Annotated in this window: 24 protein-coding genes; 16 read left to right on the top strand and 8 right to left on the bottom strand. The window is 65.6% G+C overall.

Features of this window, described 5'->3' with window-relative positions; all coding sequences use genetic code 11:
* Positions 1–178: 178 nt before the first annotated feature.
* Positions 179–1,078, bottom strand: a complete 900-nt coding sequence (locus FGS76_RS07180) for a LysR family transcriptional regulator (RefSeq protein WP_138771939.1) — start codon at positions 1,076–1,078, stop codon at positions 179–181.
* A 266-nt stretch (positions 1,079–1,344) separates the two neighbouring features.
* Between FGS76_RS07180 and FGS76_RS07185 the strand changes: the two genes are divergently transcribed.
* The 9 genes from FGS76_RS07185 to FGS76_RS07225 are packed head-to-tail and all read left to right on the top strand — an operon-like array spanning position 1,345 to position 10,222.
* On the top strand, positions 1,345–2,343 hold the full coding sequence (locus tag FGS76_RS07185) for an ABC transporter substrate-binding protein (protein WP_205717212.1): 999 nt from the start codon (positions 1,345–1,347) through the stop codon (positions 2,341–2,343).
* Positions 2,340–3,176, top strand: a complete 837-nt coding sequence (locus FGS76_RS07190; RefSeq protein WP_205717213.1) for an ABC transporter permease — start codon at positions 2,340–2,342, stop codon at positions 3,174–3,176. The genes FGS76_RS07185 and FGS76_RS07190 overlap by 4 nt, the downstream gene beginning before the upstream one ends.
* A gap of 59 nt (positions 3,177–3,235) precedes the next feature.
* Positions 3,236–4,000, top strand: coding sequence for an ABC transporter ATP-binding protein (locus FGS76_RS07195; RefSeq protein ID WP_205717214.1), 765 nt, complete (start codon positions 3,236–3,238; stop codon positions 3,998–4,000).
* Complete coding sequence (locus FGS76_RS07200) at positions 3,997–4,791, top strand: enoyl-CoA hydratase/isomerase family protein (RefSeq protein ID WP_138771941.1); 795 nt, start codon at positions 3,997–3,999, stop codon at positions 4,789–4,791. Before FGS76_RS07195 ends, FGS76_RS07200 begins: the two co-directional genes overlap by 4 nt.
* A gap of 5 nt (positions 4,792–4,796) precedes the next feature.
* On the top strand, positions 4,797–5,963 hold the full coding sequence (locus FGS76_RS07205; protein ID WP_138771942.1) for a thiolase family protein: 1,167 nt from the start codon (positions 4,797–4,799) through the stop codon (positions 5,961–5,963).
* Between the two features lie 2 nt (positions 5,964–5,965).
* Positions 5,966–6,388, top strand: a complete 423-nt coding sequence (locus tag FGS76_RS07210) for a Zn-ribbon domain-containing OB-fold protein (RefSeq protein ID WP_138771943.1) — start codon at positions 5,966–5,968, stop codon at positions 6,386–6,388.
* A gap of 34 nt (positions 6,389–6,422) precedes the next feature.
* Complete coding sequence (locus FGS76_RS07215) at positions 6,423–7,970, top strand: class I adenylate-forming enzyme family protein (protein WP_138771944.1); 1,548 nt, start codon at positions 6,423–6,425, stop codon at positions 7,968–7,970.
* Positions 7,971–8,009: 39 nt separating this feature from the next.
* Entirely contained in the window at positions 8,010–9,170 is a 1,161-nt protein-coding gene (locus tag FGS76_RS07220) for an acyl-CoA dehydrogenase family protein (protein WP_138771945.1), read from the top strand.
* Complete coding sequence (locus tag FGS76_RS07225; RefSeq protein ID WP_138771946.1) at positions 9,167–10,222, top strand: acyl-CoA dehydrogenase family protein; 1,056 nt, start codon at positions 9,167–9,169, stop codon at positions 10,220–10,222. The genes FGS76_RS07220 and FGS76_RS07225 overlap by 4 nt, the downstream gene beginning before the upstream one ends.
* 47 nt (positions 10,223–10,269) lie before the next feature.
* Here the strand turns inward: FGS76_RS07225 and FGS76_RS07230 are convergent, their stop codons facing one another.
* From FGS76_RS07230 to FGS76_RS07250, 5 genes are all read right to left on the bottom strand, one after another.
* Complete coding sequence (locus FGS76_RS07230; protein ID WP_138771947.1) at positions 10,270–11,061, bottom strand: sterol desaturase family protein; 792 nt, start codon at positions 11,059–11,061, stop codon at positions 10,270–10,272.
* 83 nt (positions 11,062–11,144) lie between these two features.
* Positions 11,145–11,903: an SDR family NAD(P)-dependent oxidoreductase gene (locus FGS76_RS07235; protein ID WP_138771948.1), complete on the bottom strand. Its 759-nt coding sequence runs from the start codon at positions 11,901–11,903 to the stop codon at positions 11,145–11,147.
* 11 nt (positions 11,904–11,914) lie between these two features.
* Complete coding sequence (locus FGS76_RS07240; RefSeq protein ID WP_138771949.1) at positions 11,915–13,174, bottom strand: TRAP transporter large permease; 1,260 nt, start codon at positions 13,172–13,174, stop codon at positions 11,915–11,917.
* Positions 13,175–13,178: 4 nt separating this feature from the next.
* Positions 13,179–13,748, bottom strand: coding sequence for a TRAP transporter small permease (locus FGS76_RS07245; protein WP_138771950.1), 570 nt, complete (start codon positions 13,746–13,748; stop codon positions 13,179–13,181).
* 65 nt (positions 13,749–13,813) lie between these two features.
* On the bottom strand, positions 13,814–14,758 hold the full coding sequence (locus tag FGS76_RS07250; RefSeq protein ID WP_138771951.1) for a TRAP transporter substrate-binding protein: 945 nt from the start codon (positions 14,756–14,758) through the stop codon (positions 13,814–13,816).
* 320 nt (positions 14,759–15,078) lie between these two features.
* Between FGS76_RS07250 and FGS76_RS07255 the strand changes: the two genes are divergently transcribed.
* From FGS76_RS07255 to FGS76_RS07285, 7 genes are all read left to right on the top strand, one after another.
* Positions 15,079–16,524, top strand: coding sequence for a UbiD family decarboxylase (locus tag FGS76_RS07255; RefSeq protein WP_138771952.1), 1,446 nt, complete (start codon positions 15,079–15,081; stop codon positions 16,522–16,524).
* A 76-nt stretch (positions 16,525–16,600) separates the two neighbouring features.
* Complete coding sequence (locus FGS76_RS07260; protein ID WP_138771953.1) at positions 16,601–18,043, top strand: aldehyde dehydrogenase family protein; 1,443 nt, start codon at positions 16,601–16,603, stop codon at positions 18,041–18,043.
* Positions 18,044–18,064: 21 nt separating this feature from the next.
* Positions 18,065–19,015, top strand: coding sequence for a LysR family transcriptional regulator (locus FGS76_RS07265; protein ID WP_138771954.1), 951 nt, complete (start codon positions 18,065–18,067; stop codon positions 19,013–19,015).
* Positions 19,002–19,643, top strand: coding sequence for a UbiX family flavin prenyltransferase (locus FGS76_RS07270; RefSeq protein WP_138771955.1), 642 nt, complete (start codon positions 19,002–19,004; stop codon positions 19,641–19,643). The genes FGS76_RS07265 and FGS76_RS07270 overlap by 14 nt, the downstream gene beginning before the upstream one ends.
* A complete protein-coding gene (locus FGS76_RS07275) occupies positions 19,630–20,595 on the top strand; it encodes an XdhC family protein (RefSeq protein WP_138771956.1) in 966 nt (321 codons plus the stop codon). The genes FGS76_RS07270 and FGS76_RS07275 overlap by 14 nt, the downstream gene beginning before the upstream one ends.
* Positions 20,596–20,623: 28 nt before the next feature.
* Complete coding sequence (locus FGS76_RS07280; RefSeq protein WP_138771957.1) at positions 20,624–21,478, top strand: helix-turn-helix transcriptional regulator; 855 nt, start codon at positions 20,624–20,626, stop codon at positions 21,476–21,478.
* Between the two features lie 188 nt (positions 21,479–21,666).
* The gene (locus FGS76_RS07285) at positions 21,667–22,959 is read left to right on the top strand and encodes a DUF1835 domain-containing protein (RefSeq protein ID WP_170214420.1); all 1,293 of its coding nucleotides are present in this window, start codon (positions 21,667–21,669) and stop codon (positions 22,957–22,959) included.
* 248 nt (positions 22,960–23,207) lie between these two features.
* On the opposite strand, the gene FGS76_RS07290 is transcribed toward FGS76_RS07285, so the two are convergent.
* Both FGS76_RS07290 and FGS76_RS07295 read right to left on the bottom strand, forming a co-directional pair.
* Positions 23,208–23,927, bottom strand: a complete 720-nt coding sequence (locus tag FGS76_RS07290; RefSeq protein ID WP_138771959.1) for a response regulator transcription factor — start codon at positions 23,925–23,927, stop codon at positions 23,208–23,210.
* Positions 23,927–25,825 carry a sensor histidine kinase gene (locus FGS76_RS07295; RefSeq protein WP_170214421.1) on the bottom strand — a complete coding sequence of 633 codons (1,899 nt, stop codon included), beginning with the start codon at positions 25,823–25,825 and terminating at the stop codon, positions 23,927–23,929. Before FGS76_RS07295 ends, FGS76_RS07290 begins: the two co-directional genes overlap by 1 nt.
* Positions 25,826–25,829: the final 4 nt, after the last annotated feature.

Consider the following 25,829-nt stretch of genomic DNA (forward strand, 5'->3'; position numbering starts at 1 on the left):
GCCGCTCCTACGATACGGGGTAGGAGCGGCTTCAGCCGCGATATCCACCCCCACGGTACGGGGTAGGAGCGGCTTCAGCCGCGATATGCGCTCCTACGGTACGGGGTAGGAGGCGGCTTCAACCGCGATATCCACGGCGAGCCGCCGGGCGGCGCACCGTGTCAGCCGCGATCAGCCATTACAGCTCATCGGTCAGCCGCTCGGACAGATAATCCAGAAACGCCCGGGTGCGCGCTGGCACCCGGGTGCGGCTGAGTATCAGCGCGGTGGCTTCCACCGGCGGACTTTCCCAGGCCGTGAGCACCCGCACCAGCCGCCCGCTTTTTACATCGTTACGGCACATCACGTTCGGCAACATGCTCAACCCCACCCCGTCGATGGCCAGCTCCCGGGCCACCGCGATATTGTTCACCACCACCTTGCCCTGCACCTCGATAAACTGGTGCTTGATCTGATTGCGGAACGTCCACACCCCGTTCTGTCGCTGCTGATCGGTGGTCACGCAATCGTGCAGGGCGAAATCCTCCACCGCCCGGGGCGTGCCCCGTCGCCGCAGATAATCCGGGCTGGCATAAACGCCACGGGTAATGGTGGCGAGACGACGGTAGATCAGGTTGGATTCCTTCAGCGGGCCCAGCTGTATGGTCAGGTCATAGGGGTCGTCCCGCGGATTGACCTCGCGGCTGTTCACCTCGACCTCAACATTGACTTCCGGGTAGCGCAACACAAAGCCGGCGATGGCACGGCTGATCCAGCCGACCCCGAAATCCACCGGAATACTGACGCGCAGGGAGCCGCTTAGCCCGGCCTGCAGTTCCGCCGCGTTAACGCCGATTTCCTCAATCTCCGACACCAGGCATTGCACCTGCTCGTAGAGCACCGACCCCATCTCGGTCAATGCCAGCCCCTTGGCGCCCCGTTTCAGCAGCAAGGCACCGAAGTGCTGCTCGAGCTGATCGAGCCGGCGACTGATGGTGGATTTGGAAATTCTTAATTGCTCGGAGGCACGGGTCATGCTGCCGGCCTCCGCGACCTCACAGAAAAGCCTGAGCGTGTTCAGGTCCAAACGGTGATGCATCCGCGTACCCCTCACAAAGGCCAGCCGATCCTGCCCGGCGTCAGATTGCCCGAATTCTTATCAATTGAAACACGGATAACGGCGCCGAGCGTTCCATTATTCGAACACCGTGTCCTGCTTACTGCGCTAGGCGCCGTGTGGGGGCGCTGCTAGCTTAATCACGACAAGAAGTAGCAAAAAACACCGATTAAAAATTCCAACAAATACACGGTGCCCGGGCGCGACGGATATCCGCACAGCGCCCGTGGTACGGATCGGAGAGCACTATGCAAAATATCAATCGGCGACAGTTTCTTCGCGGCACGGCACAGAGTCTGGCCTTCGGCCTCTGCGCTTCCAGTATCGGCCTGCCGGCTCTCAGCCGCGCCCAGGCCGCCAGCCTGAGCTGGGCCAATCTGATGCCCGGCTTCACCATTCTTATTTCGGAATATCTACGCGCCAAGGGCCTCGACAAGGAGTACCGGCTTAATCTTCAAAAGCCTACTACCTATGCCTCCGTAGGTACCTACTATAACGACTTTATCGCGGGAAATTACGACGTCTGTATCGGCAGCTGGGACACTTTCGCCGCCCGCTATCTGGCCGGCGTCAAAGTGCAGTTCGTTTGCGGGATCAGCACCGGCAGCATGATCAACATTCTCACGCCCAGCGGCGGCGAGGGCACCCTGCAAGCGCTCAAGGGAAAAATCTTCGCGGCGCCGCAATCCAGCGGTACCTATCGGATGATGCGCGCGGTGATCAAGGAACTGCACGATATCGATCTGGAACAGTACATGCGGGTCCAGAACGTGGACAATCCCGCCGCCGCCGTCACCCTGGCCATGGCCGATCGTGCGGATGCGGTGCTGTCCTGGGAACCCAACATCAGCGCCGGCCTGGTCAAGGCGCCGGATATGCGGGTGCTGTACAACGCCGGCGACGAGTACCGCAAGCGTCTTGGCAAGGAGCTGCCCTACTTCGGCATCGCCGTGCGCCGGGAAGTGGCCGAGCGGGATCCGGAGCTGGTGCAGCGGCTGGACCAGGCATTCGGTGCCTGCGTCAACGGCATCATGGGCGACGTGGATGAAGCCGTGGGCCTGACCGCCGAGCGCTCCGGCTTTCCGACCGAGGTCCTCAAGCTGGCGATCACCTCCGGTCGCATGGCGCTCAAGCACCTCTCCATGAGCACCCCGGACGGTCGCGACGCGGTGCGCACCGCCGCCGGCTTCCTGATCCGTAACGGGTCCCTGCCGCGCCAACTGGACGACGGGTTCTTCGCGGCATGAGTCAGCCCGCGCGCACCGCCTCATCCGTGACACCCTCCCGCCTGGGCGCGCGGGCCGCCGCGCGCCCGGCGGCCAGGCCGGGCCGGCGGCGGGACCTGACCGCCCTGTGCGTGGTCTCGGTGCTGTTGATTCTGGCCATGGAAGTGGCCAGCCGTTTCGTGCCGCCGTTCATCATGCCGTCGCCGCTGGTGGTCGGCCAGGCGGTGCTGGAATTGCTGACCAGCGATTGGCACCACGTCTCGGTAACGCTGCTGCGGCTGGCCGCGGCGGTGGGCTTTTCCATGTTGCTCGGGGTGTTGATCGGCCTGCTGATGGGCACTTCCCGACGGCTCGGCCCTTACCTCAATTCCCTGGTGATCATCGACACCGGTATTCCGGCACTCTCCTGGATGCTGGTGGCGGTGTTCTGGTTCAAGGACCCGGAAGCTCGCATCTTCTTCATTCTTACCGTGATTCTGCTGCCCTTCTACGCGCTCAACGTCTACGAAGGGGTGCGTTCCATGCCCAAGGAATGGGTCGACATGATGGAGAGCTTCCGTCCCTCGCGCTGGCAACTGATGCGCTATCTGGTGATACCGCACATCGTCCAGTACGTCTTCATGACCACCAAATCGGTGATCGGCTATGCGATCCGCATGGTGATCTTCGCCGAGCTGGTGGCCTCGGCGGTGGGGATCGGCTCACGGATGAGCCTGGCCCAATCCACATTCCGCATCGACTATGTGCTGGCCTGGACCTTCCTGCTGGTGGTTCTCAATCTGGTGCTGCAGTCGCTGCTCAACCTGGTGGAACGGCACGTTCTCAAATGGCGGGCGGAGGCCAAAGTACGATGAATCCGATAGCAACCCCTACGACCACGACACAAAGCGACGCCTTTATCGAAATGCGGGATGTGAGTAAGCATTTCGGGGATTTCCTGGCGGTGGATCAGCTGTCGATGACGGTCCGGCGCGGCGAAATCGTGGCTCTGCTTGGCCGCACCGGTGCTGGTAAAAGCACGGTGATGAGCCTGTCCATGGGCACCATCGCCCCGGACCAGGGAACCGTGCGCGTGGGCGGCGCCGACCCGTCCCGGGAGTTCGATGCCCTGCGCGGCAAGATGGCGGTGGCCTTTCAGACCGACCGGCTGCTGCCCTGGCGCACGGCGGTGGAGAACGCCGAACTGGGCCTGCTGATCCTCAACCATTCCAAATCCCAGGCCCGCGAAGCCGCACTGCATTGGCTGGCGCGGGTAAAGCTGGAAGGCGCCGAGCACAAATACGTGCACGAATTGTCCGGCGGCATGCGCCAGAGGGTGTCTCTGGCACGGGCCCTGGCGGTGGATCCGGAGCTGATTTTCCTCGACGAGGTGTTCAGCCAGCTGGACCACGTGACCTCCCAGGTTTTGCGCCGGGACTTTTCCCGCATCGTGCGGGAAGTAGGCAAAACCTGCGTGTTCGTTACCCATCGCATCGAGGATGCCCTGGACATCGCCGACCGCATCTATGTGCTGGACGCGCCGGCGCGCGTCTGCCTGGCACTCAGCGTCAGTGAGCAGACCCGCCGTGATCCACGAGCGCTGGCCGACCTGCATGACCAGATCGCCCAGGCCATCGGCGGCGACACGGAATCAGCGGGCCACGACCCGAACTACTCTGAAAATCAGGACCTGTCATGAGCTATGAAGATATAGAAATGGAGCGACGCGATGGCTGGGTGGAGGTCACTCTGAACCGCCCGGCCAAGATGAACACCCTGCGCGACCGCACCGCCGAGGAGATCGGCTCGCTGCTCGCCGAGGTGGAACAGGATCGTGCGGTGAGCTGCGTATTGATTCGCGGCAACGACAAAGCCTTCTGCGCCGGCATCGACACCAGTGGCTTCACCATCGAGGCGCATCAGTATTTTGATTTCTATCGGCGCCGGCGTACCGCCCGGCCGGTTAATCAACTGTTCCGCCAACTGCAGCGCTACAGCAAGCCGGTGATCTCCGTGATCGAAGGGTACGCCCTGGGTGGCGGCCTGGAACTGGCGTTGCTGGGGGATCTGCTGGTGGCCGGCGAGAACGCCCGGCTGGGTTTGCCGGAAGCGCGGCTCGGCATGATGCCCGGTGGCGGTGGCACCGCCACCCTGCCCCGCCGTATCGGCGCCGCCCTGGCCAAGGAAATGATCTGGACCGGGCGCCGTCTGAGCGCCCGCGAGGCGCTGGAATACCGGCTGGTCAACCATGTCACCGAGGCCGGCGCGGCGCTCGACAAAGCCCGGGAGCTGGCCGCCGGCATCAGCGCCGCGGCACCGCTGTCGGTGATGTTCAGCAAGCTGGCCATCGATCAGGGCCTGGACCAGCCGCTGCCCCAGGCCATGGACGCCGAAGGCGACCTGTCCTTCATGCTTTATTTCAGTCACGACCGGGACGAGGGGCTGGCGGCGTTCGGCGCCAAACGCAGCCCGTCGTTCCGTGGGGAGTAACCACCATGAAACAGAAAGACATCGTCATCGCCGGCTACGCGGAAACGCCGGTGCTTTACAAAAGCGGGCGCAGTGCCTACGACTTCGCCGGCGAGGCCCTGGACAGCCTGCTTGAGCGCACCGGCATCGACAAGGATCTGATCGACGGTCTGTCGGTGACCACCGCCCTCAGCGAAGCCTCCAATCCGTTCTATGCGGTCTATATGTGCGAAGCCCTCGGGCTAACGCCGACCTGGCTGAATCTGGGCGGCATGGGCGGCTGTTCCGCCACCGGTGGCGTGGCCCGCGCCATGTCGGCGATCCGCGATGGCAGTTGTGAAATCGCGCTGGTGCTGTCGGCGGACGCTCCGAGCACCGACTGGCGGGCTAACTACGGCGCCTTTCGCGGCGAATTCCAGGACCCGCCCGGTGTACAGGGCCCTCCGGCCACCTTCGGTCTGCTGATGAGCCGCTACGCCCATCAGTACGATCTGAAACCGGAGGCTCTGGGCAAAATCGCCATCACCCAGCGCGAGCACGCTCTGCACAATCCCAATGCGCTGTCCAAGTTCAAGAAGCCGCTGAGCATGGACGATTATCTGGCGTCCCGGGTGATCGCCGATCCGCTGCGATTGCTGGACAGCGTGATGTTCTGCGACGGCGCCAATGCCTTCCTGGTGATGAGCGAGAAACGGGCCGAACAGCTGGGCCTCACCCGTGTCGCCTATCCGGTGGCCTACGCCGAGGTCACCAACGTCAATGGCAACCAGTCGACGCCGGACATCACCGAATCCGGGTTCGACCGCATCGGCCCGGCGCTACTGCGCAAGGCCGGCCTGACGCCGTCCGAGATCCGCATGTTCCAACCCTACGACGATTTCACCATCGCCATTCTGATGCAGCTGGAAGCGTTCGGCTTCTGCGCCAAGGGAGAAGCCTCCGACTTCGTGCTGCGTACCGATCTGTCCCACCGGGGCGCCCTGCCCCTGAATACCGGCGGCGGGCAGATCTCCGCCGGCCAGCCGGGCCTCGCCAGCGGCGGCCTCAACCTGGCCGAAGCGGTGCGGCAACTGTTCGGGGAAGGCGGCGCCACCCAGGTGGACGATGCCCGCAATGCGCTGGTCACCGGCATCGGCGTCATCCCCTACGCCCGCAACTGGGGCACCAGCTCCGCCATGATTCTGGAGGCCTGACCATGGACAGCAAACCGATGCAACGACCGACACCGCGCGCCAACGCCTACGTGGACACCCAACCGTTCTGGGAAGCGACGCGGGACGGCCGGCTGATGATGCAGTACTGCACCGAAGCACAGCGCTTTCAGCATTACCCCCGCCCGGTGTCGATTTTCACCGGACGCCGCACCCTGGAGTGGCGACCGGTCAAGGGCGACGGTGTGATTTACGCCTGCACCGTGGTGCGCATCCCCGGGCCGGGCCTGGACGGCAGGCTGCCGCTGTGCGTGGCCACCGTGGAGCTCGACGAGGGCGTGCGCCTGATCGCCAATATCGTCGACTGCGAGCCGCAAGAGCTGGCGATCGGCAAACCGGTTCATCTGGTCTGGGACGCCTTGTCCGACGGCCAGCCCTACCCCGCGTTCGCCCTGACCCGGGCCTGATCCGGACCCCCTTATCTTGTCGGAGCACTGAATTATGCGTCAGGACACCATCCTGCAGGCGCACGCCCGCCGCTCGCCGGAAAAAACCGCGGTGGTCATCGGCGGGCGGCGCGTTACCTACGGCGAGCTTTATCGCCAGGCCCGCGCGCTGGCACTGGGCATGCGCCAGCACGGCGCCGCCCCGGGCCAGCGGGTGCTGGTCTATCTGCCCAACGGCATCGAGTTCGTGCAGGCGGTGTTCGCCGCCTTCGCGGTGGGCGCGGTGGTGGTACCCGTCAACACCCGGATGACCGCCCAGGAGCTGGCTTACTTCATCGACGACAGCGAGCCGGTGCTGGTGTTGTTTCACGCCGACCAGGCCGCAGCCCTGGCGGCGCTTCGCCAGCGGCACACCGGGGTCGGATGGGTGGCGGTGGACGCGCCGGTGGACGGCTGCCTCAATTGGGTCGAACTGAACCGCGCCAACGACGAAACCCTGCCCGAGGTGCCGCTGAACGCCGAGGCCTGCATGATCATGTACACCTCGGGCACCACCGGGCGGCCGAAAGGGGCGCTGATCACCCACTCCAATCTGATTGTTCAGCATTGCTTTCTGAATGCCATCGAGTGGGGGCTGGACCGCGATGACCGTTTCCTGGTCACCACACCCCTGGCCCACCGCACCGGGCTGGCGCGCATGCTCAACGCACTGCTGCTGGGCGCCACACTGATCGTCATGGACCGCTTCGATCCCGCCGGCGCCATTGAGGCGATTGAGCGGGAACAGGTGACCGCGTTGGGAATGGTACCCACCATCTGCCGCATGCTGATGCCGCTGCTCGAGGAGCAGGCCGGTCGGTGTGGCAGCCTGCGCCACCTGATCGTCACCGGCGAGGCGTTCCCGGTGGACCTGAAACGCCGACTGATCGAGCTGCTGCCGGCGATCCGTCTGCACTCGTTCTTCGCCATGACCGAAGTGGGATCGGTCACCAGCCTGGAACACGATGAGCAGTTCTCCCACCCGGGCTCCGTGGGCCGGCCCACGCCCGGCGTGGAGGTCAAGCTGGTCAACGCCCAGGGGACGCAGGTGTCGGTGGGGGAAGTGGGCGAAATGCTGGTGCGCTCGGGCACCCCCGGGCGGTTCACCACCATGCAAGGCTACTTTAACCGCCCGGAGGAAAGCGCCGCCGCCCTCACCGACGGCTGGCTGCACACCGGCGACATGGCGCGCTTCGACACCGACGGCTACTTGTACATCGTCGACCGCAAAAAGGACATGGTGCTGTCCGGCGGCTTCAACATCTACACCAAGGAAGTGGAGCAGGCGCTGGTGGAGCACCCGGCGGTGGCCGACGCGGCGGTGATCGGCATTCCCGATGCGATCTTCGGCGAGGCGGTGGTGGCGTTCGTGGAGACGGTGCCCGGCCTCAGGGTCAGCGAGACGGAGCTGATCGAGCACACCCGTCAGCGTCTGGCCGGCTACAAGAAGCCCAAATATCTGTACTTCGTCGATGCCCTGCCACGTACCCCGCTGGGCAAGGTGCTCAAGCCGGTTTTGCGCGAGCGCGCGCTGGCGCAAGCCGCCGAGGCCCGACAGGCCTGACGACCGTCATCGAGAAGCGACCCTTCCGAGAGCAAAAATATGCTGAGAGCAGAGACCGAAGCACAAGCCCGCTGGCGCGCCGACATCGCCGCCTGGCTGGCCCATACCCTGCCCGATTCGTTGCGGCACCTTACCTTCCGTCCGCCGCCGGACCAGGCCATGGCCTGGTACCGCACCCTGGCCGCCCATGGCTGGATCGCGCCCCATTGGCCCCGGGAGCACGGCGGCTTGGGGGCCACGCCCGTGGAGCAAGTGATTCTGATGGAGGAAATGGCGCGGGCCGGCGCCCCGGACCTGCCCACCCAGGGTCTGAACCATATCGGTCCGCTGCTGATGCACCGCGGCAGTGAGCAGCAACGGGCCCGTCATCTTCCAGCGATCCTGAACGGTGACGTGATCTGGTGCCAGGGCTATTCGGAACCGGGCGCCGGCTCGGACCTGGCCAGCCTGCGCACCAAAGGCGAGCTGGACGGCGATACCCTGGTGATCAACGGTCACAAGATCTGGACCACCTGGGGCCACCACGCGGACTGGATGTTCGCGCTGATCCGCACCGGCAAGGGCCGCCGGCGCCAGGAAGGCATCACCTTCATACTTATCGACCTGGCCTCGCCGGGCATCACCCGCCGCCCGATCACCACCCTGGCCGGGGACGACGAGCTGTGCGAGGTCTTTTTCGACGACGTGCGGGTGCCGGTGGATCAGGTGGTGGGCACCTTGAACCAGGGCTGGGCGGTGGCCACCGCCCTGCTGGACGAGGAACGCCTGCGCCTGGGCTCGCCGGCACTGGCGTTGAAAGCGCTGACCCGGCTGCGTCACCTGGCCGCCTCGGCCGAACACCGCGAAACCGCCCGGGGCCCGCTGCGCGAGCGCATCGCCCGGGCCGAGGTCGAGACCGAGGCGGTGATCGCCGCCTACCTGGCCGCCGCCGAGGCGCTCGACGACGGCCGGCCGGCGGACTGCTCCAGCCTCAAGGTGCTGGCCACGGAGACCGTGCAGCGCACGCTCGACACTCTGCAGCGGCTGGCCGGCGCTTCGGCGGCGCTCCGCGATCCGCGCCGGGACGGCGCGCTGACCCTGGATTACAGCGAGATGTTTCTGCAATCCCATCGCCTCAGCATCTACGGCGGCACCAATGAAATCCAACGTACCCTGATCGCGCAGAAGACTCTGAATCTGCCCACCGGAGCCCGCTCATGACCCACCGCCCCGATAGCGACTCCACCCTGGTGGCCGACAGCCTGCGCCAGTTCGCCGAACGCCACGGCGGCCTGGCCCGTGCACGAGACGCCAAGGACAACCCGCGCTTCCATGAAGATGCCGCCCAGCGGGCGCGCTTCGCCGAACCGGGCTGGTTCGGTATCGCCGTGGCCGAGGCGCGCGGCGGCGCCGGCATGGGCTGGCAGCAGACCTGCGCGCTGGCGGCCATGGCCGGCCACTATCTGCTGCCCGACCCGCTGATCGGCGCGGTGGCGTCGGCGCAGGCACTGTCCGCCTGCGGCGGCGAAAACGCCGACCGAGCCCTGACCGCCCTGCTGCGTGGAGACCGTAACGTGGTGCTGTTCCCGGAGCCGCTGGCGCCGCAGGAATCCTCGACCATCAACGACATTCCGGACTGCCCGCCGGGCAGCGAGCTGATGGTTCTGGTTGAGGATCAGGACGGCGCGCGCCTGGTGATGCTGTGCGAGCAGCAGGCCGGTATCCAGGCCACGCGCCAGAGCTGCGTGGACGGCGGCAGCCTCACCCGCCTGGTTCTGTCGCCGTCGGTATGGCGGGACGCGCCCCGGCTTGCCGAGGATGACGAGGCGCGGGCGGTCTTCGCCGATGGCCGCGATCTGCAGTGGCTGGCCCGGGCCGCTTACCTGAACGGCCTGGCCGGGGCGGCACTCGATATCACCCTCGACTATCTGCGCCTGCGCAACCAGTTCGGTCGTGCTCTGGGCACCTTCCAGGCGTTACAGCACCGGATGGCGACCTGCCACGTGGATCTGATCGCTGCCCGGGCACTGCTGACCGAAGCGTGCCTGGCACGGGGCACCGAGGGGCAGGCCGCCGCGGCGCGCGCCGCCGTGGCCCGGGCCGGCGCCGGCGCGCTGCGCATCACCGCCGAAGCCATTCAATGCCACGGTGCCATCGGCTTTTCCGACGAGCACGATATCGGCCTGTTCCGTCGCAAAGCCATGGCCATGGCGGCACCCGGTGGGGGCGAAACCGGGCATCTGCTCGAATACGCCCGGTTGGCTGAACGTTGAAGCCCATCCCGCTCCACGGAACACAGTAGGAGCGGCTTCAGCCGCGATCACTCGCCCGCCGGTGCACCGCGCTCCGGTCTGGGTTTCTTCTGCGCATCCAGCTTGGCCTGAATCTCCGGCTTGCGGGCGTCATCGGACTGGCCGTTGAACAGGGTGCCGACCACGCTCTTGTTCAGGTCACTGGTGCCGAACAGGGCATCGCAGAGCGGGAAGGTGAGGTTGAAATTGTGGGTGTGCATGAAGTCCGGATTATGGTGCAGCACGTGCATGCGCCGCACCGTGTTCACCAGCGGCAAGCGGTCCAGAATCGGATGCTCCAGGTGCGAGGCGGTGTGCAGACCTTCGTACATCAGAAAGTAGGCGGCCATGGTCAGCACCGCGATGTAGCCGGCGTTGGCGGACCACAGCATGCCCAGCAACAGGGCCGGCGGCACCGCCGCGCCGACGAACAGCACCGGCGCGAACGGCGGGAACAGCAGCGCCCGCCAGTCACGTTGACCGTGGTAATCCAGGGTGCGGTGGGAGAAGAACTGGTGGTGGGTGGCCACGTGGCGCTTGTAGGCGGACTTCAACAGGCTGCGCGGGCTGTGCAGCAGGTAGCGGTGCCCGGCCCATTCCGCCCAGTTGCCGAACACCAGCATGGGCACCACCACGCACAGCCATTCCGGCCAGGTGGTGTCATCCAGGCGGGTGGCGCAGAACAGAATCACACCAAAGGTGAACACCAGGGTGAACGCCAGGTGCATTTCGCCCCGGTACCAGGCGGGTGTGGCCGCCCGGTATTGCTCGCGAAAAGCATGGGACTTTTCAACAATGACCTCTTCTCTACTGGGTTTCATGGTCCGCTCCCATCGTGATTTGTTGGAATGCTTATTGATCTTATTGATGGCGGAGGTATGGAGGTGCCGGGGCCGGCGTGGGATCAGTGCATCACCGAGCCGCCGTCCACCACCACGGTTTCGCCGGTCATGAAGGCGCTGTCGTCGGACGCCAGGAACAGCAGCGGGCCGATCAGGTCTTCCGGCATCTGGTCGCGCTTGAGGGCGCGGCTGGCCAGTACCGGCGCGGTCAGGGTGTCGCGCATGGCTTCGTTGGCAATCACCCCTTCGCTGAGCACCAGGCCGGGGGCCAGGGTATTCACGGCGATGCCGAACTCACCCAGCTCCCGGGCCAGACCCCGGGTCAGGGTCAGGATGGCGCCCTTGGAGGTGACGTAATGCAGCATGCCCGGCGTGCCCTTGAACGGCGTGCCGGAGGAGATATTGATGATGCGACCGTAATTCTGCGCCTTCATGATCGGAGCCACGGCGCGGGCGCAGACAAAGGGGCCGCGCACGTTCACCGCCATCACCTTGTCCCACTCGTCCAGGTCGATCTGGTCGAACGGACGCATCTGCAGGGAGGCATAGATGGCGGCGTTGTTGACCAGCACATCGATGCGGCCAAACCGTTCCTTGACGGTTTCCGCCATGGTCCGGGCCTGGGCCTGATCGGTAACGTCGGTCCTGATGTACAGAGCCCGTTGCCCGCTCTCCTCGATCTCGGCGGCCACGGCACTGCCGTCGAGCACGTCGGCGATGGCCACGTCTGCGCCCTCCGCCGCCAGCGCCCGGGCATAGGCGGCGCCGATACCCTGGGCGCCACCGGTGACGATGACGACCTTGTTCTTCATGCGATTCATAGCAGTTCTCCTTATAGGAAGGCGGTGACCAGATCGGGCATCCAGGTGATCAGCAGCAGTACCAGCACCGTCACCAGCAGGAACGGCAGCAGCGCCTTGATAATGTCGCCGGGTTTGCAGCCGGTGACCCGGGAAGCCACATAAAGGGCGGCACCCACCGGCGGCGTCAGCAGCCCCAGGGTCAGGTTGATGCACATCAGCACGCCCAGGTGATAGGGGTTGATGCCGTACACGGACTGCGCCACCGGCAGCACGATGGGCACCAGCAGAATCAGGGCGGCAATGCCGTCCAGTACCATGCCCACCATCAACAGCAGGCCCATCAACAGCAGCAGGTAGACGAATGGGTCGGAGGTCATGCTTTGCATCAGCGCGCCCAGTGCTTGTGGCAGCTGTTCGTAGATGATGACCCAGCCGAACACCGCCGCCGCCGCCACCAGGGCCAGCACCACGCCACTGTTGATGCCGACGCGCAGCAGCATCTCGCCCATGCGCTCGGTCTTCATCTCACCGTGGGCGAAGCGGCCCACCAGCACCGCCATGGCGGCGCCCACGGCGGCGGCCTCGGTGGGCGTGGCCAGGCCGCCGACGATGCTGCCGATCATCACCACCGGCACGCTCAGGGAGGGAATGCTGGCCACCACGTTGTGCAGGGCCTGGCGCAGGGTGAGACGTTCGTTTCTCGGGTATTCATGGATAAAGCCGAGCAACGCGATCACCAGAATAAAGCCCGCCGCCATCAGCAGGCCCGGAACGATGCCGGCGATAAACAGGTCGCCGATGGAGATCTGCGCCAGCACACCGAAGATCACGAACAGCATGGACGGTGGTATCACCGGCGCCAGCAAGGCACCGGCGGCGGTGGTGGCGGTGGCGAAGCTGCGGTCGTAGCCCTTGCGATGCATCTCCGGCACCATCACCTGGGACATCACCGCCACCTGGGCGTTGGCGGAACCGACGATGGAAGCCAGCATCATATTGGCTAGGATATTGATGTACGCCAGGCCGCCACGAATTGAGCCGAGAAACACCGAGGCGAAGGCCACCAGGCGGCGGGTCAACCCGCCTTCGTTCATCAATTCGCCCACCAGCATGAACAGAGGAATGGCCAGCAGGCCGTACTGGCTGAGCCCGCCGAAGAACTGCTGCGGATAGGACAGAAACAACACCGCGTTGTCACTGCTGACGATGTAGGCCATGGCACTGACCGCCAGCACCAGCGCGATGGGAACGCCGATAAAGAGCAGAACGAGAAAGATAACGGCTACCATGGGTTTACTCCGCCAACGGCCGTGGTTCGGGCTGATCGACGAAGTCGGCGCCCGGGGTCCGGCAGGTACGCAACAGGTTGGCCAGCGCGTGCACGCTACTGGTCACCGACACCACCGGCAGGATCAGCCAGAACCAGAACTTGGGCACGCCCAGGGTTTCGGTGGGCTCCTGATAGATGTAGTTGAAGCTGTCGGCGGCGAAGGTTTCGATATTGAAGTCGCTGTTGATCAGCAGCAGCGGATTGAACCAGCGATAGCAGAGCACGATCAGCGCCAGGCAGAAGCCCAGCACCACCAGATCGGACAGCACCTGCAGCGTCTTGCGCGCGGTGGGCGGTACCGCGCCGGTGACCAGCGTCACCGCCACCGCGTCGCGGCTCTTCAGCGTGATGCTCAGCCCCAGCATGGCCAGCCACACCATCATCAACACCGCCAACTCGTCGAGCCAGAAGATCGGTGTCTTGAAGAAGCGACCAAACACATTCACCAGAATCATGATCGGCAGGGCGACCACAAGAAGACGGACGGCAGCGCGTTCGACGCGCGCCAGGCCGTTGCTCAACGCCTGAATCATAGTGGCGGTTTCCTGACGGCGGAGGGTTCAGGGAACGGGCCGCCGGATCGGCGGCCCGCGTGGGCTCAGAGTTGTTCGGCTTCCTTGCGAAGCTCGGAGAGCACCGGGGCTTTCTCGATCCAGATCTTTTCCCACTGATCCAGTTTGTCGCCGAAGTAGGCCGGGCCCGCTTCCACCACATTGACACCTTCGCTTTCGATATCGGCGCGGGTCTTCTCACCGAACGCCATGTAATAGGCGGCCAGTTCTCCCAGATGTTTGCGGGTCAGTTCACGGAGCACGTCGCGGTCTTCCTGGCTCATGCCGGCCCAGGTGCGGCCGGATACCAGACCGACCACCGGAAACATCATGTGGCCGCTGAGCAGCAGGTTCTTGGCGCGCTCGTAGAGACGCAGCTTCCAGACCAGTTCCAGGTCGGCATCCACGCCGTCCACCTGGCCGTTGGCCAGGGCGTCGTACACATCGGTGAGCGGCATCGGCGTGGAGACCGCGCCAAGCAGGCGGTAGAAATCCTGCACCGGCGGGAACGGAGTAATGCGGATTTTGCGGCCTTCCAGGGCGGCCACGTTATCGGAGGGGAAGGCATTGAGCATCATGCGCATACCGGCGACGCCGTAGCCGAGGCCCACGGTGCCGGTTTTTACCGGCAGTTTTTCCAGCAATCCCTGGGCGGCGGGCCCTCTGAGAAGCTGATCGGCCTGCTTTTCGTTTTTAACCAGATAAGGCGCGAACAGGGCACCGAACTCTGGCACCCGGTTGACCACCTGGGCCACGGTCATAAAGGACATGTCCAGGGCACCGGTCTGCATTTGCTGAAGCATCTGCGCTTCGCTGCCAAGCTGCCCGGCGGGAAACAGGGTCACGCTGTAGCGGCCGTCGGTCCGCTGTTCCAGTTCCTTGCCCATCTCGCGGGCTGCCTGACTCCAGGCGTGATCGCCGGGGACGATCAATCCGAGTTTCAGTTCCTTGGCGCCGGCCACCGCGCTGAACGCCAGGACGACGACACACATCAATACCCGAAAGCAAACGTTGGTTGTTTTCATCGGACTACCTTTTTTCTTCTGCAAGTATTTGTTTTTAGTTATTTCCTGATCTTCAAAAACGCTATCACAGCGCCGTGAACGCCGCCCATTAACTTATAGTGATTCGTCCGATCACCGAACATTATGGAAAGCTGGCGTGTTTTTTCTTACATCACGGGACAAGCCGGTTCGCCGTATGGGACGGCGTTATCTCCGCTGCTGATGAAGTGCATCAGAAATGCTTAATAGGAAGGTGGCGGACCGGCTTATAGCATGACGGCAAACAAAAACGGACAAAGGATGCTGACATGCCCACCCTGCCCTCCGACGCCGCCGGGCCGGCGAATCCCATCGCCAATCAGGACGGCCATCCACCCGGCACCAGCCTGCGCGGCTGGCTCGATCACCTGCAGAAGAGCGGGCGGCTGAGCGTGATCCGTGCGGGTACCGATCTGCGCTTCGAGGTGGCGGCCATTGCCAACCGGCTCGACAGCCACAGTGCCTCCCTGTTTGTTGAGCCCGGCGGCCATCCGATTCCGGTGATCTCCGGTTTGCTCTCCGACCGGGGCTGGATGGCCGAGGCCATGGGCGTGGCGCCCGCCGACGTGCTGGCTCGTTTCCAGGACGCCAGCCTGAATCCGATTGCCTGGCGGGAAGTGGACGACGCCCCCTGCCAGGAGGTGGTGCACCGGGACGTGGATCTGCTGCGACAGTTGCCGATTCCCACCCACAACGAACACGACAGCGGTGCCTACATCACCGCCGGTCTGCTGATCAGCCGCAATCCGCGCACCGGCGTGCAGAACGTCTCCATTCACCGGCTGCAGGTGAGCAGCGCCAATCGCCTGGGCGCGCTGTTGCTGCCCCGCCACACCCTGGCCTATTTCCAGGAGACGGAGAGCGCCGGTGAGGATCTGGAAGTGGCCGTGGTGGTTGGCAACGATCCACTGACCCTGATGGCCTCCCAGGCCATCGTGCCGCTGGACCACGACGAACTGGAAATCGCCGGCGCCCTGCACGGCCGGCCACTGCGGGTGGCGCAATGCGTGACCAACCGTATTCGCGTGCCCGCCGACGCGGAGATCGTCATCGAAGGCCGGCTGCTGGCCAACACCCGCGAGCAGGAAGGACCGTTCGGGGAGTTTCCACAGTATTACGGTGAGCGCGCCGAACGGCACGTGATCGAGGTGGACGCCATTACCCAACGCCAGGCCCCGCTGTTCCACACCATCGTCGGCGGCGGTCTGGAGCATCTGCTGCTCGGCGGCATCCCCCGCGAGGCCACCATGCTGGCCCACCTGCAGCGCAGCTTCCCGTCGGTGCGCGACGTGCACCTGGCACGGGGTGGAGTTTGCCGCTATCACCTCTACGTACAGATCGACAAGCGCTCGGAAGGGGAAGGCAAGAACGTGATCCTCGGTGCTCTGGGCGGCCATTACGACATCAAACACGTGGTGGTGGTGGATACCGACGTGAACATTCACGACCCCAACGAGGTGGAATGGGCGGTGGCCACCCGCTTCCAGGCCGACCGCGACCTGGTGCTGGTGCACGACAGCCAGGGCTCCAAACTGGACCCCTCCACCCGGGACGGGGTCGGTTCGAAAATGGGCTTCGACGCCACCGTGCCCCTGGACGCCCCGACCATGCGCTTCAAGCGTATCCGCGTGCCCGGTGAGCAGGACGTGGATCTCGCCGCCGTCAGCGAACCCGCCGGCGACGACTGGCAGCAACGGCTCGCTCCCTCCCGTTAACCTCGGTGCCGGTCGTCGCCCTCCTAGCGGGTGGCGGCCGCGCCTTTTTTGGGATGCCTCCCAGGAGAACAACAACATGCAGGTACGACATCACATCAATGGCGACTGGATCGACGGCGACGGCTGGGTGGACAGCCTGGACCCGGCCAACGGCGACCGACTGGGCGCCTTCGCGGAAGGCGGCGAAGCCCAGGCCCGGGCCGCCGTGGAGGCCGCCGCGGCCGCCTTCGCCGATCCGCTGTGGAGCCAGAATCCCCGTCTGCGCCAGCAGGTATTGCTGGCCTGGGCGGCGGCCCTGGAGCCGCGCCGCGACCAGCTGGCGCGCCTGCTGACCCTGGAGAACGGCAAACCGCTGGCCCAGTCCCTGGGCGAAATCGGCGGCGCCATCTCGGAAATCCTCTATTACGCCGGCCTGGCGCGGCATAACCCGGGCCCGGCCATGGAAGTGGCACCGGGGGAGTTCTCCACCCTGTTCCGCGAGCCCGCCGGCGTGGCCGGGCTGATCATTCCCTGGAACGCCCCGGCGGTATTGCTGGTACGCGCCCTGGCGCCGGCCCTGGCGGCGGGCTGTACCACCGTGATCAAGCCGGCGCCGCAGACCGCCCTGTTCAACGCCGCCATTCTGGAGCCGCTGCTGGCGCTGGACGCCCTGCCCCCCGGCGTGGTCAATCTATTCATGGAAAGCGGCCACCAGGGTGCCGCCCATCTGGTTACCAGTGCCCAGGTGGATGTGCTCAGCTTCACCGGCTCCACCGCCACTGGCACGCGCATCATGCAGGACGCGGCACCGACCATGAAAAAGCTGTCCCTGGAGCTGGGCGGCAAGTCCTGCTGCCTGGTGTTCGAGGACGCGGACGTGGAAGACATCGCGCCACGGCTGGCGGCGGCGGCCACTATTATTTCCGGGCAGCAGTGCACCGCCGCGCGCCGGGTGCTGGTGCACGCCAGCCGGCTGGAGGCCATGAAAAAGGCCCTGGGCGCCGCCCTGGCCGCCCTGCCCCTGGGCCACGGCCTGACGCCGGACAGCCGCATTGGCCCACTGATCGATCACCGGGCCCGGGACCTGGTGGGCCGCCGCATGGACCAGGCGGAGCAAAGCTGCGACCAGGTGATTCTCGCCGGCGGCCTGCCGGACGATCCCGCCCTGCGGGACGGCGCCTTCCTGCTACCGAGCCTGATCCACCATCGGGACAGCGGCGCCTTCTTCTGTCAGGAGGAGATTTTCGGGCCGTTGCTGGTGCTGGAGAGCTTCGAGGACGAGGCGGAAGCCGTGGCGCGGGCCAATCATACCGAGTTCGGCCTGTCCGCCAGTGTCTGGACGCGGGACGGTGCCCGCGCCTTACGCGTGGCCCGGGCGCTCCGCGATGGTACAGTATGGATCAACGACCATAACAAGCTGTTCGCCGAGGCGGAGACCGGTGGCTATCGCAAGAGCGGCCTCGGCCGCCTGCACGGCTTCGATGCATTGATGGACTTCACCGAGCTGAAACACGTCTATCAAAACGTCGGTACGGTCTGAATCCATTCCGCCGAGGCCGCCATGGAGCTACGCCAGCTGAAGTACTTCACCTGTCTGTACGAGGAGGGTTCGGTGACCCGTGCCGCCCAGCGCCTCAATATCGTGCAGCCGGCGTTGTCCATGCAGATCTCCAAGCTGGAGGAGGAGCTGGGCCAGGCCCTGTTCGAGCGCACCTCCAAGGGCATGATCCCCACCGAGGCCGGCGAACAGGCCTACCGCCTGTTCATGCCGCTGCTCGGTGATCTGCTGGAGGCCCGGCAGACTCTGATTCATCGCAACGGCGAGATCAGCGGCCGCATCAACGCCGGGCTGATCGCCTCGGCGGCCAACCAGGCCCTGGCCAGTACCCTGGCCTATTTCGTCGAGCACCACCCGAACGTGGAGCTGCAGGTCAGCTACGGCTACAGCCAGAACCTGATCGACCGGGTGCTGGCCGGGGATCTGGACTTCGCGGTGATCAACCAGAGTTTCCAGCAGGAGCGGCTCAATCGCATCGACCTGGTGGACGAGGAACTGCTGGTGGCCACCGGCGCCGCCAACCGGCTGCGGGTGCCCGCGCCGGTACCACTGGCCGCCCTGCGCGATATGAAGCTGGTGCTGCCGTCCCGGCTGCACGGTCTGCGCATCGTCATCGATCAGACGCTCGCTTCCCTGGGTCTGGAGGTGACGCCGCAGCTGGAGCTGGATGACCTCACCGTGATCGAGAGTTTTCTACGCCGCAGCGATTACGTCAGCGTGCTGCCCGCCACGGTACTGCGCCAGGGCCTGGAAGAAGGCGCCCTGCGCGGCTACCCGCTGGACCGGCCCGGCCTGACCCGGCGCATGGTTTGCGTGCACGACAGCCGGCGCCCGCTGACGCCGGCCGCCCATCTGTTCGTCGACATCATCGGCAAGACCCTTGCCACCGGTCTTAACGCCATTCATTTCTACAAGGAAGGCGCCAGCCAGGATCCCGACCATGAACTCGGTTAACACCCGCCCCCAACGATTGATCATTGGCATCTCCGGCGCGTCCGGCGCCATCTACGGCGTGCGTCTGCTGGAGTTGCTGCGCGATACCCCCATCGAGACCCATCTGGTGGTCAGCAAGTCCGCGCTGATCACCGTGGCCCACGAAACCGGCCTGTCGCTGTCGGATCTGAAGCCGATGGCTTCGGTGTGCTACGCCAATCAGGACATCGGCGCGGCCATCGCCAGCGGCTCGTTCAAGACCCTGGGCATGATCGTGGCGCCCTGCTCCATGCGCTCCATGTCGGAGATCGCCAGCGGTGTCACCTCCACCCTGCTGACCCGCGCCGCCGATGTGGTGCTCAAGGAGCGGCGGCGGCTGGCGCTGATGGTGCGCGAGACACCGCTGCACCGGAACCATCTGCGCACCATGACCGACCTCACCGAGCTGGGCGCCATCATCGCGCCGCCGGTGCCGGCCTTCTACGCGCTGCCGAAAACCCTGGACGAGATGGTCGACCACAGCCTGGGCCGGGTGCTGGACCTGTTCGATATCGAACTGGGCATCGTGCGCCGCTGGCGCGAGAACGACACCGGCACCGGCGCCAGTTCCGATACCGGCCCGGCGGACGACGACCATGCAGCCTCTTGATCTTCAGGTGATCGAACAGGCCCTGTCCTGGGCCAGCGACGGCCATCCGGTGTGGCTGTGCACGGTGCTGTCCACCTACGGTTCGGCACCCCGTTCCCCCGGCGCCATGCTGGTGGCGCGGGGCGACGGTGCCCAGGTGGGCTCGCTGTCCGGCGGTTGCGTGGAAGAGGAGTTTCTCGAGGGCCTGGCGCGGGGCGATTTCCCGGCCCCGGCCCAGGTGGTGCGCTACGGCGAAACCGAGGACGAGCGCCAGCGACTGGAACTGCCCTGCGGCGGCAGCCTGCAGGTGCTGGTGGAACACCGGGTGCCCGGCGCGGACTGGATCGATCATTTGACCACCCTGCGCTACACCCTGCTGGGGCAACACCGTCGGGTGCGCCACATCGATCTGAGCAGTGGCGCCCTGACCCTGGGCGCGGACCAGGGCGGCGAGGCCGCGCGGCTGCTCGGCGAGCGGGTGGAGATCCGCGTCGGCCCGGTGTTGCGGTTGCTGCTGGCCGGCGTGTCGCCGGTGGCGCGGGTGTGCGCCAGCTTCGCGGTGGAACTGGGTTGCGAGGTGATCGTCTGCGACCCCCGCGAAGACAAACAGGGCGTACTGGCCGCCGGCGTCGAGGTGCGGCCGGTGATGCCCTCGGAATTCATCGCCGAGGGCGGCTGCCACGACACCACCGCGGTGGTGGCCCTGACCCACGACCCGCGCATCGACGACCTGGCGATGATGGAGGCGGTGCGCACCCCGGCGTTCTATATCGGCGCCATGGGCTCGCTGCGCACCTCCGAGCGGCGCGCCGAACGGCTGCGCCGCATCGGCGGGCTGAGCGACCAGGAGATTGCCCGCATCCAGATGCCCATCGGCCTCAACCTGGGCAGCAAGACGCCGGCGGAGATCGCGCTGGCGGTGATGGCCGACGTGCTGCGCGTCTATCGCGGCAAGTCACGAGACCAACTGTAGGGTCAACGGGCCCCGGAGGAAGCCGACCATGTCCATTGCACAACGCGTCTTTCACGGTTCGTTCGGCCGGGTCGCCCTGCTCGACATGGACCACACCCTGGTGACCCACTCCCACCATGAGTGCCACGTGCTGGTAAAAGCCGCCGGCGCCGACACCTTCTTCAACGTCAATGGACGCCGGGTACCGCTCACCGACCGCCAGGCGGTGCTGGTCAACGCCTGGCAGCCGCATTTCTACGACCACCAGGACGGCGCCGGCCCCACCCAGATCCTGGCGCTCTATATCGAGCCGCCCTGGCTGGCGGACATCCAGCATTCCCTGGCGCTGAGCGCCCACCCGGGCTTTTTCACCCAATCCGGCATCGAGCTGAACAGCAAGAACCGGCGCCTGGCGGACCTGCTGATCGCCGAGGCCTATTCGCCGGGGCTGGTGCCCAGGGAGCGCATCGAATCGCTGCTGTTCGACTTTCTGATCGAGCTGATCGAGGACCACTCCGAGTGGCGCCAGCTGCGCCGCCTGGGGGCCGGTTCCCGGCTCGGTTTCCAGGACACCCGCATTCGCCGGGCCTGCGATTATCTACGCACCCATTTCAACGATCCGGACTGTCTGAACAACGCCGCCCGCGCCGCCAACCTGTCCCGCGCCCACTTCTTCACCCTGTTCCGCCGCGACACCGGCATGTCACCGATGCTGATGCTCAATGACACCCGCATGCGATGCGCCTTCGATTGGCTGGAGACGGAACGCAACGGCACCCTCGGCCAGCTCGCCGAGGATCTGGGCTTTTCCGAGCAGGGCCATTTCACCCGTTTCTTCCAGCAACATATCGGCGCGGCCCCCAGCCAATACCGCCGCGTGATCGACAGCTACGCCGGCCACTGAAGCGCCCTCTTCCCCCGCGCCACCACCGGCCAAGGCGCGATTCCCGACGGCCGGGGTAAAAGCTTTATAAAAACAGGTCCCTGGCGGCCGTTACGCGCCCGTCCTTGATTGACTCCCACGCGCTCATGATCAACTGTGTTCAGCACATTGAATGCTGCTGCCCAGTCGGCGGCCCACAGGGAGGCACCATGACGCCATCGGTAACCGTTGAGGGAAGCGAGCCGCTCAGTAACGGTCGTTTTCGTCTGGACGATCCGGTGGAGGACGCGCGACGTCTTTTTGATACGGCGCGCAACGGCGACGGCCGAGCCCAGGCCCGCCTGGCGTTGCACCGGACTTCGTCCGCAAGCACGCCCCTGGAGATGAAGGACGCCCTCCACACCGTGGCCCGGGAGATGGGCTTTACCGGCTGGCGGAGTTTCGAGCAGTACGTGGCTGAACTGGACGCCGCCGAACGCCGTGGCGGCGACCTGGTGGATGGTGAACAAAGCACCGTGCATATCCGCTGCGGCGACGATCTGCGCGAGGCCCTGCCGCGCTGCGGACTGCACGGCCGCTGCCTGACCTTCGCCGATCCGTTTTGCGTGGGCCCGGTGCAACGGCCGTCCAGTGACGATCATTTCGTGGAGGAACGCTCCCGGTTTCTCGCCGAGGCCCTGAACCTGAACCCGGACCAGACCCTGGAGCGTCAACGTCGGGAGTACCGGGAACTGGGTGAAGTGGGTGTCGAGGAACGGGTGGTGCTGTGGTTCGAGCACGACAGCTACGACCAATTGATTCTGGCCTATGTGCTGGATCACTTCGGCCGCCGCTGGCCACGGGTGCGCCTGGAGCTGGTGGCCACCGACGCGATCCCCGGGGTGCGCCGCTTCGTCGGCCTGGGGCAGCTGGCGCCGGAGGTGCTGGGCTGGCTGTGGGAGCGCCGCAAGCCGGTGGAGGAGACCCTGCTGGTGCTGGGCCGCCGGGCCTGGCGATCGATCAGCGACGAGACCCCGGAGGCCCTGGACCGGCTTACCCAGCGCAATACGCCGGCACTGCCGATGCTGGGCCGGGCCCTGCGCCGCCATTTGCTGGAGCTGCCCGACGAGGAAACCGGCCTGGGTCTCAGTGAGCAGTTGATCGTGCAGCTGGTGGCGGAGCGCGGGCCCAAACCCGCCGGTGAGATTTTCCGGGATCTGATGCTGGAGCGGGAGCCGCTGCCCTACCTGGGCGACAGCCTGTTCCACTGGATGCTGCGGCCGCTGCTCGGCGGCACCTCACCGGTGCTGCGCTGGCACGGCGATGACGACCTGCCCTGGCAGGACCGGGAGCTGGCCATTACCGACCATGGCCACGCGGTGCTGAGCGGTCATCAGAACTGGCTGGATACCCATCCGCCACGGCGCTGGGTGGGCGGCGTGCCCATCGACGGGGATCGCCAGAGCTGGTGTCTGAACAAGGCCAACGGGCGCCCGCAACGGCGGCCGGCGAACAGTCTTTAGGAAGCCCTCGGCGGCCAGGGCGAGATCGGCCGGTCAGCGCCGGGGCCTTACCACCACCGGCGACGCCGCCCCCCGCGGCGTCGCCAGTCCCGGTAGCGGCGCATCCCGCACCACCACCACTGGCGAGACGCTACCCCTTATCACGCCTTCGCCCCCATGCAACACGGGCGGCGCAATCACACACCCGTACCGAGCATGAGTATCCGCCGTCCGGCGCCGGGGTGTCAGTCTCAATACTCTCAACTCTCTCAGCCGTCCCGCACGGTGCCGGTGAACACCACGCCTTTGCCAAAGATCGAGCGAATCGGCAGATCGATGCCCCGCTCGCGGGCCTTACGCCGCAGCCGGCTGAGTATCACATCGATGCGATGGGTATCCGGGTGCGGCGCATGGGTGAACATCAGATCGTGCAGCGCGGCCTTGTTGAATACCTGGTGGGTGCCGCGCAGCAGAATTTTCAGCAACGCGGTTTCCTGCTGGGAGAGATCCAGATGGCTCTCGCCGGGGCCGTTCAGACGGCCGGCGGCGGCGTCCAGGCGCCAGCCCTCGGAGCCATCGCCGTGGCGCTCCTGGCGCGACTCCGGGGCGGCCTCCTGGGCCAGCCGCTGGGCCAGGTTTTCCAGGGCGCGGTGTAGCTCGGAAAAATTCAAAGGCTTGACCATGAACAGATCGGCGCCCAGGTTCAGCGCCCGCAGTTTTTGCCGCTGGCCGCCGTTGGCGGTAATGATCACGATGCCATAGCCTTGCAGTTCATTGAGGTATTCGACCACCCCGAAACCGTCCTCGCCGGGCAGGCCCAGATCGATCAGCACCATGTCCACCGGCTTGCGGTGCAACTGCTTCCAGAACGTTTCGGCGCTGTCGGCGCCCCAGGCGGCATAGCCGTTGTGGCGCAGAAAAAACAGCAATTCCTCACGCAGGTCGTCGTTGTCCTCGATAATGGCGAGCCTGGGTGTGTGCGCGTCCATCAAACGGATGAGTCCTCCGGTAACAGCGGTAAGGTGAACAGAAAACAGCAGCCCCGGGCGTCGTTTTCGGCCAGTATCAGATCGCCGCCGTGGGCCCGCGCGATCTGGCGGCTCACGTACAATCCCAGGCCCACGCCGCGACGGTCGCTGCGTTGCTCCGAGCGGGAGCCGCGCCGGTAGCGCTCGAACACTTCCGCCACCCGCTCCTCGGGGATGCCCGGGCCCTGGTCACGGATGGCGATGCACCAGAAATCGCCGCGCCGGCTCACGTCCACCCGGGGGCCGCCGTCGCCGTATTTCACCGCATTGTCGATCACATTGGACAGGGCGATGCGCATCATCGCCGGGTCCAGCCAGGCGGGCTGCTGCACGCTGCTGGGCGCGCGCCCCTCCAACGTCAGTGTCCAGCTGTGGCCGGCCGGCCGCACCAACGACGCCGCCTCGGTGACCAGCTCCAGCAGGCACACCCGACGCCGGTCCAGCCACAGTTCACTGGCATCCAGCCGGGCATCCGCCAGGCAGTTGTCGGTGAGCTGCACCAGCCGGTCGGTGGCCCGGCCGATCTTATCGTAGCGGCTCACCTGACGGGGGTCGGATACGCCCAGATAGCGTAGATTCTGCAAGCTGGCGGCGATGATCGCCAGCGGTGTGCGAAATTCGTGGGCCACCAGCCCCATGAACTGGCGCTGGTTGAAACGCGCCTCCCGTTCCACCTCCAGGGCCCGCGCCAATTGGCGGGTCTCCTGCTCCTGCAGGTGATTGACGCGCATTTGATAGACCGCCAGGCCGGTGACCAGCAGCATGTTCACGATCATGGAGTACTGCCAGACCACATAGATCTGCTCGTGGAAAGGAATCCAGCCCAACGCGGAAAACAGGCCGAACAGACTGGCGACCATGCAAATCAACGGGCCCAGGCCGAGCAGCACGCTGGACAACCGGAAGCGGTCCTTCCACCACACATAGCCACAGGCGGCCACGAACACCGCCGAGGTGCTCAGATAGACCAGGCTCTGGATATGGATGGCGCTGCCGTACAGGTCCAGGGGCACGCTCAGCACCAGCAGCCCCACCACCCCGCAGGTGGCCATCAGCAGACGATGGGCCCAGGGCAGCCGCTGCCTCAGTTGCAGCGCTTCCGAGGCCAGCCACAGCAACAAGGCGTAGGAAGACAGGGTCAACACACTGGTCAGGTAATGCTGCAGGGTACGGCCCACCACCGGTATCAGCCAGGCCACATAGCCCTGCACACAGGCCACCAGCACGTAGGCCACGGAGATCGCGGTCACCGACCACAGCAACCGGCTGCGCAACACCAGCGCCAGCACCACGGCCAGCAGGGTGGACAGCGCGGCGAGACCGAAATAGAAGCTCCAGAAACCGGTTTCCCAGGTGGCCGCCGGCACGAATTCCCGGGGCTCCCACAGCTTCATCTGCAACAGCACGGCACTGGTGCTGGCCACCCGCACCAGGATTTCATAGCCGGTGTCGTTGGGCGGCAGCACGAACAGGGGGAAACGGTGATCGACGTCGCCGATGGGACCATCGTAGGTATCGCCGGCGCGCCGCAGGCGCCACGGGCCGTCACTGCCCAGCGGGCGCAGGAACAGGCGCACGTCGTCGATGAAACTGGGCTTCAGTTCCAGCCAGTGTTCACCACCGGCGACCCGTTGCGGCGGCAGCGTGAAGCGCAGCCAGAAGGTGTCCCGTGTATAGCCACGGGAAAAAATATGGTGCTGGGGCGCGCCTTTGCGCAGCGCCGGCAACACCGATTCCGGGGTAGCCTCGCCGGCCGGGTCGGTGACCACCGTGTACGGCAGATCCGGCCCCAGCTGCACCGGTGACGCCGCCGCCGGCGGCGACCACGGCATCGCCAGCAGCAAAACCAACATCCACATCCAT

This window comes from Alloalcanivorax gelatiniphagus (assembly GCF_005938655.1).
GTDB lineage: Bacteria > Pseudomonadota > Gammaproteobacteria > Pseudomonadales > Alcanivoracaceae > Alloalcanivorax > Alloalcanivorax gelatiniphagus.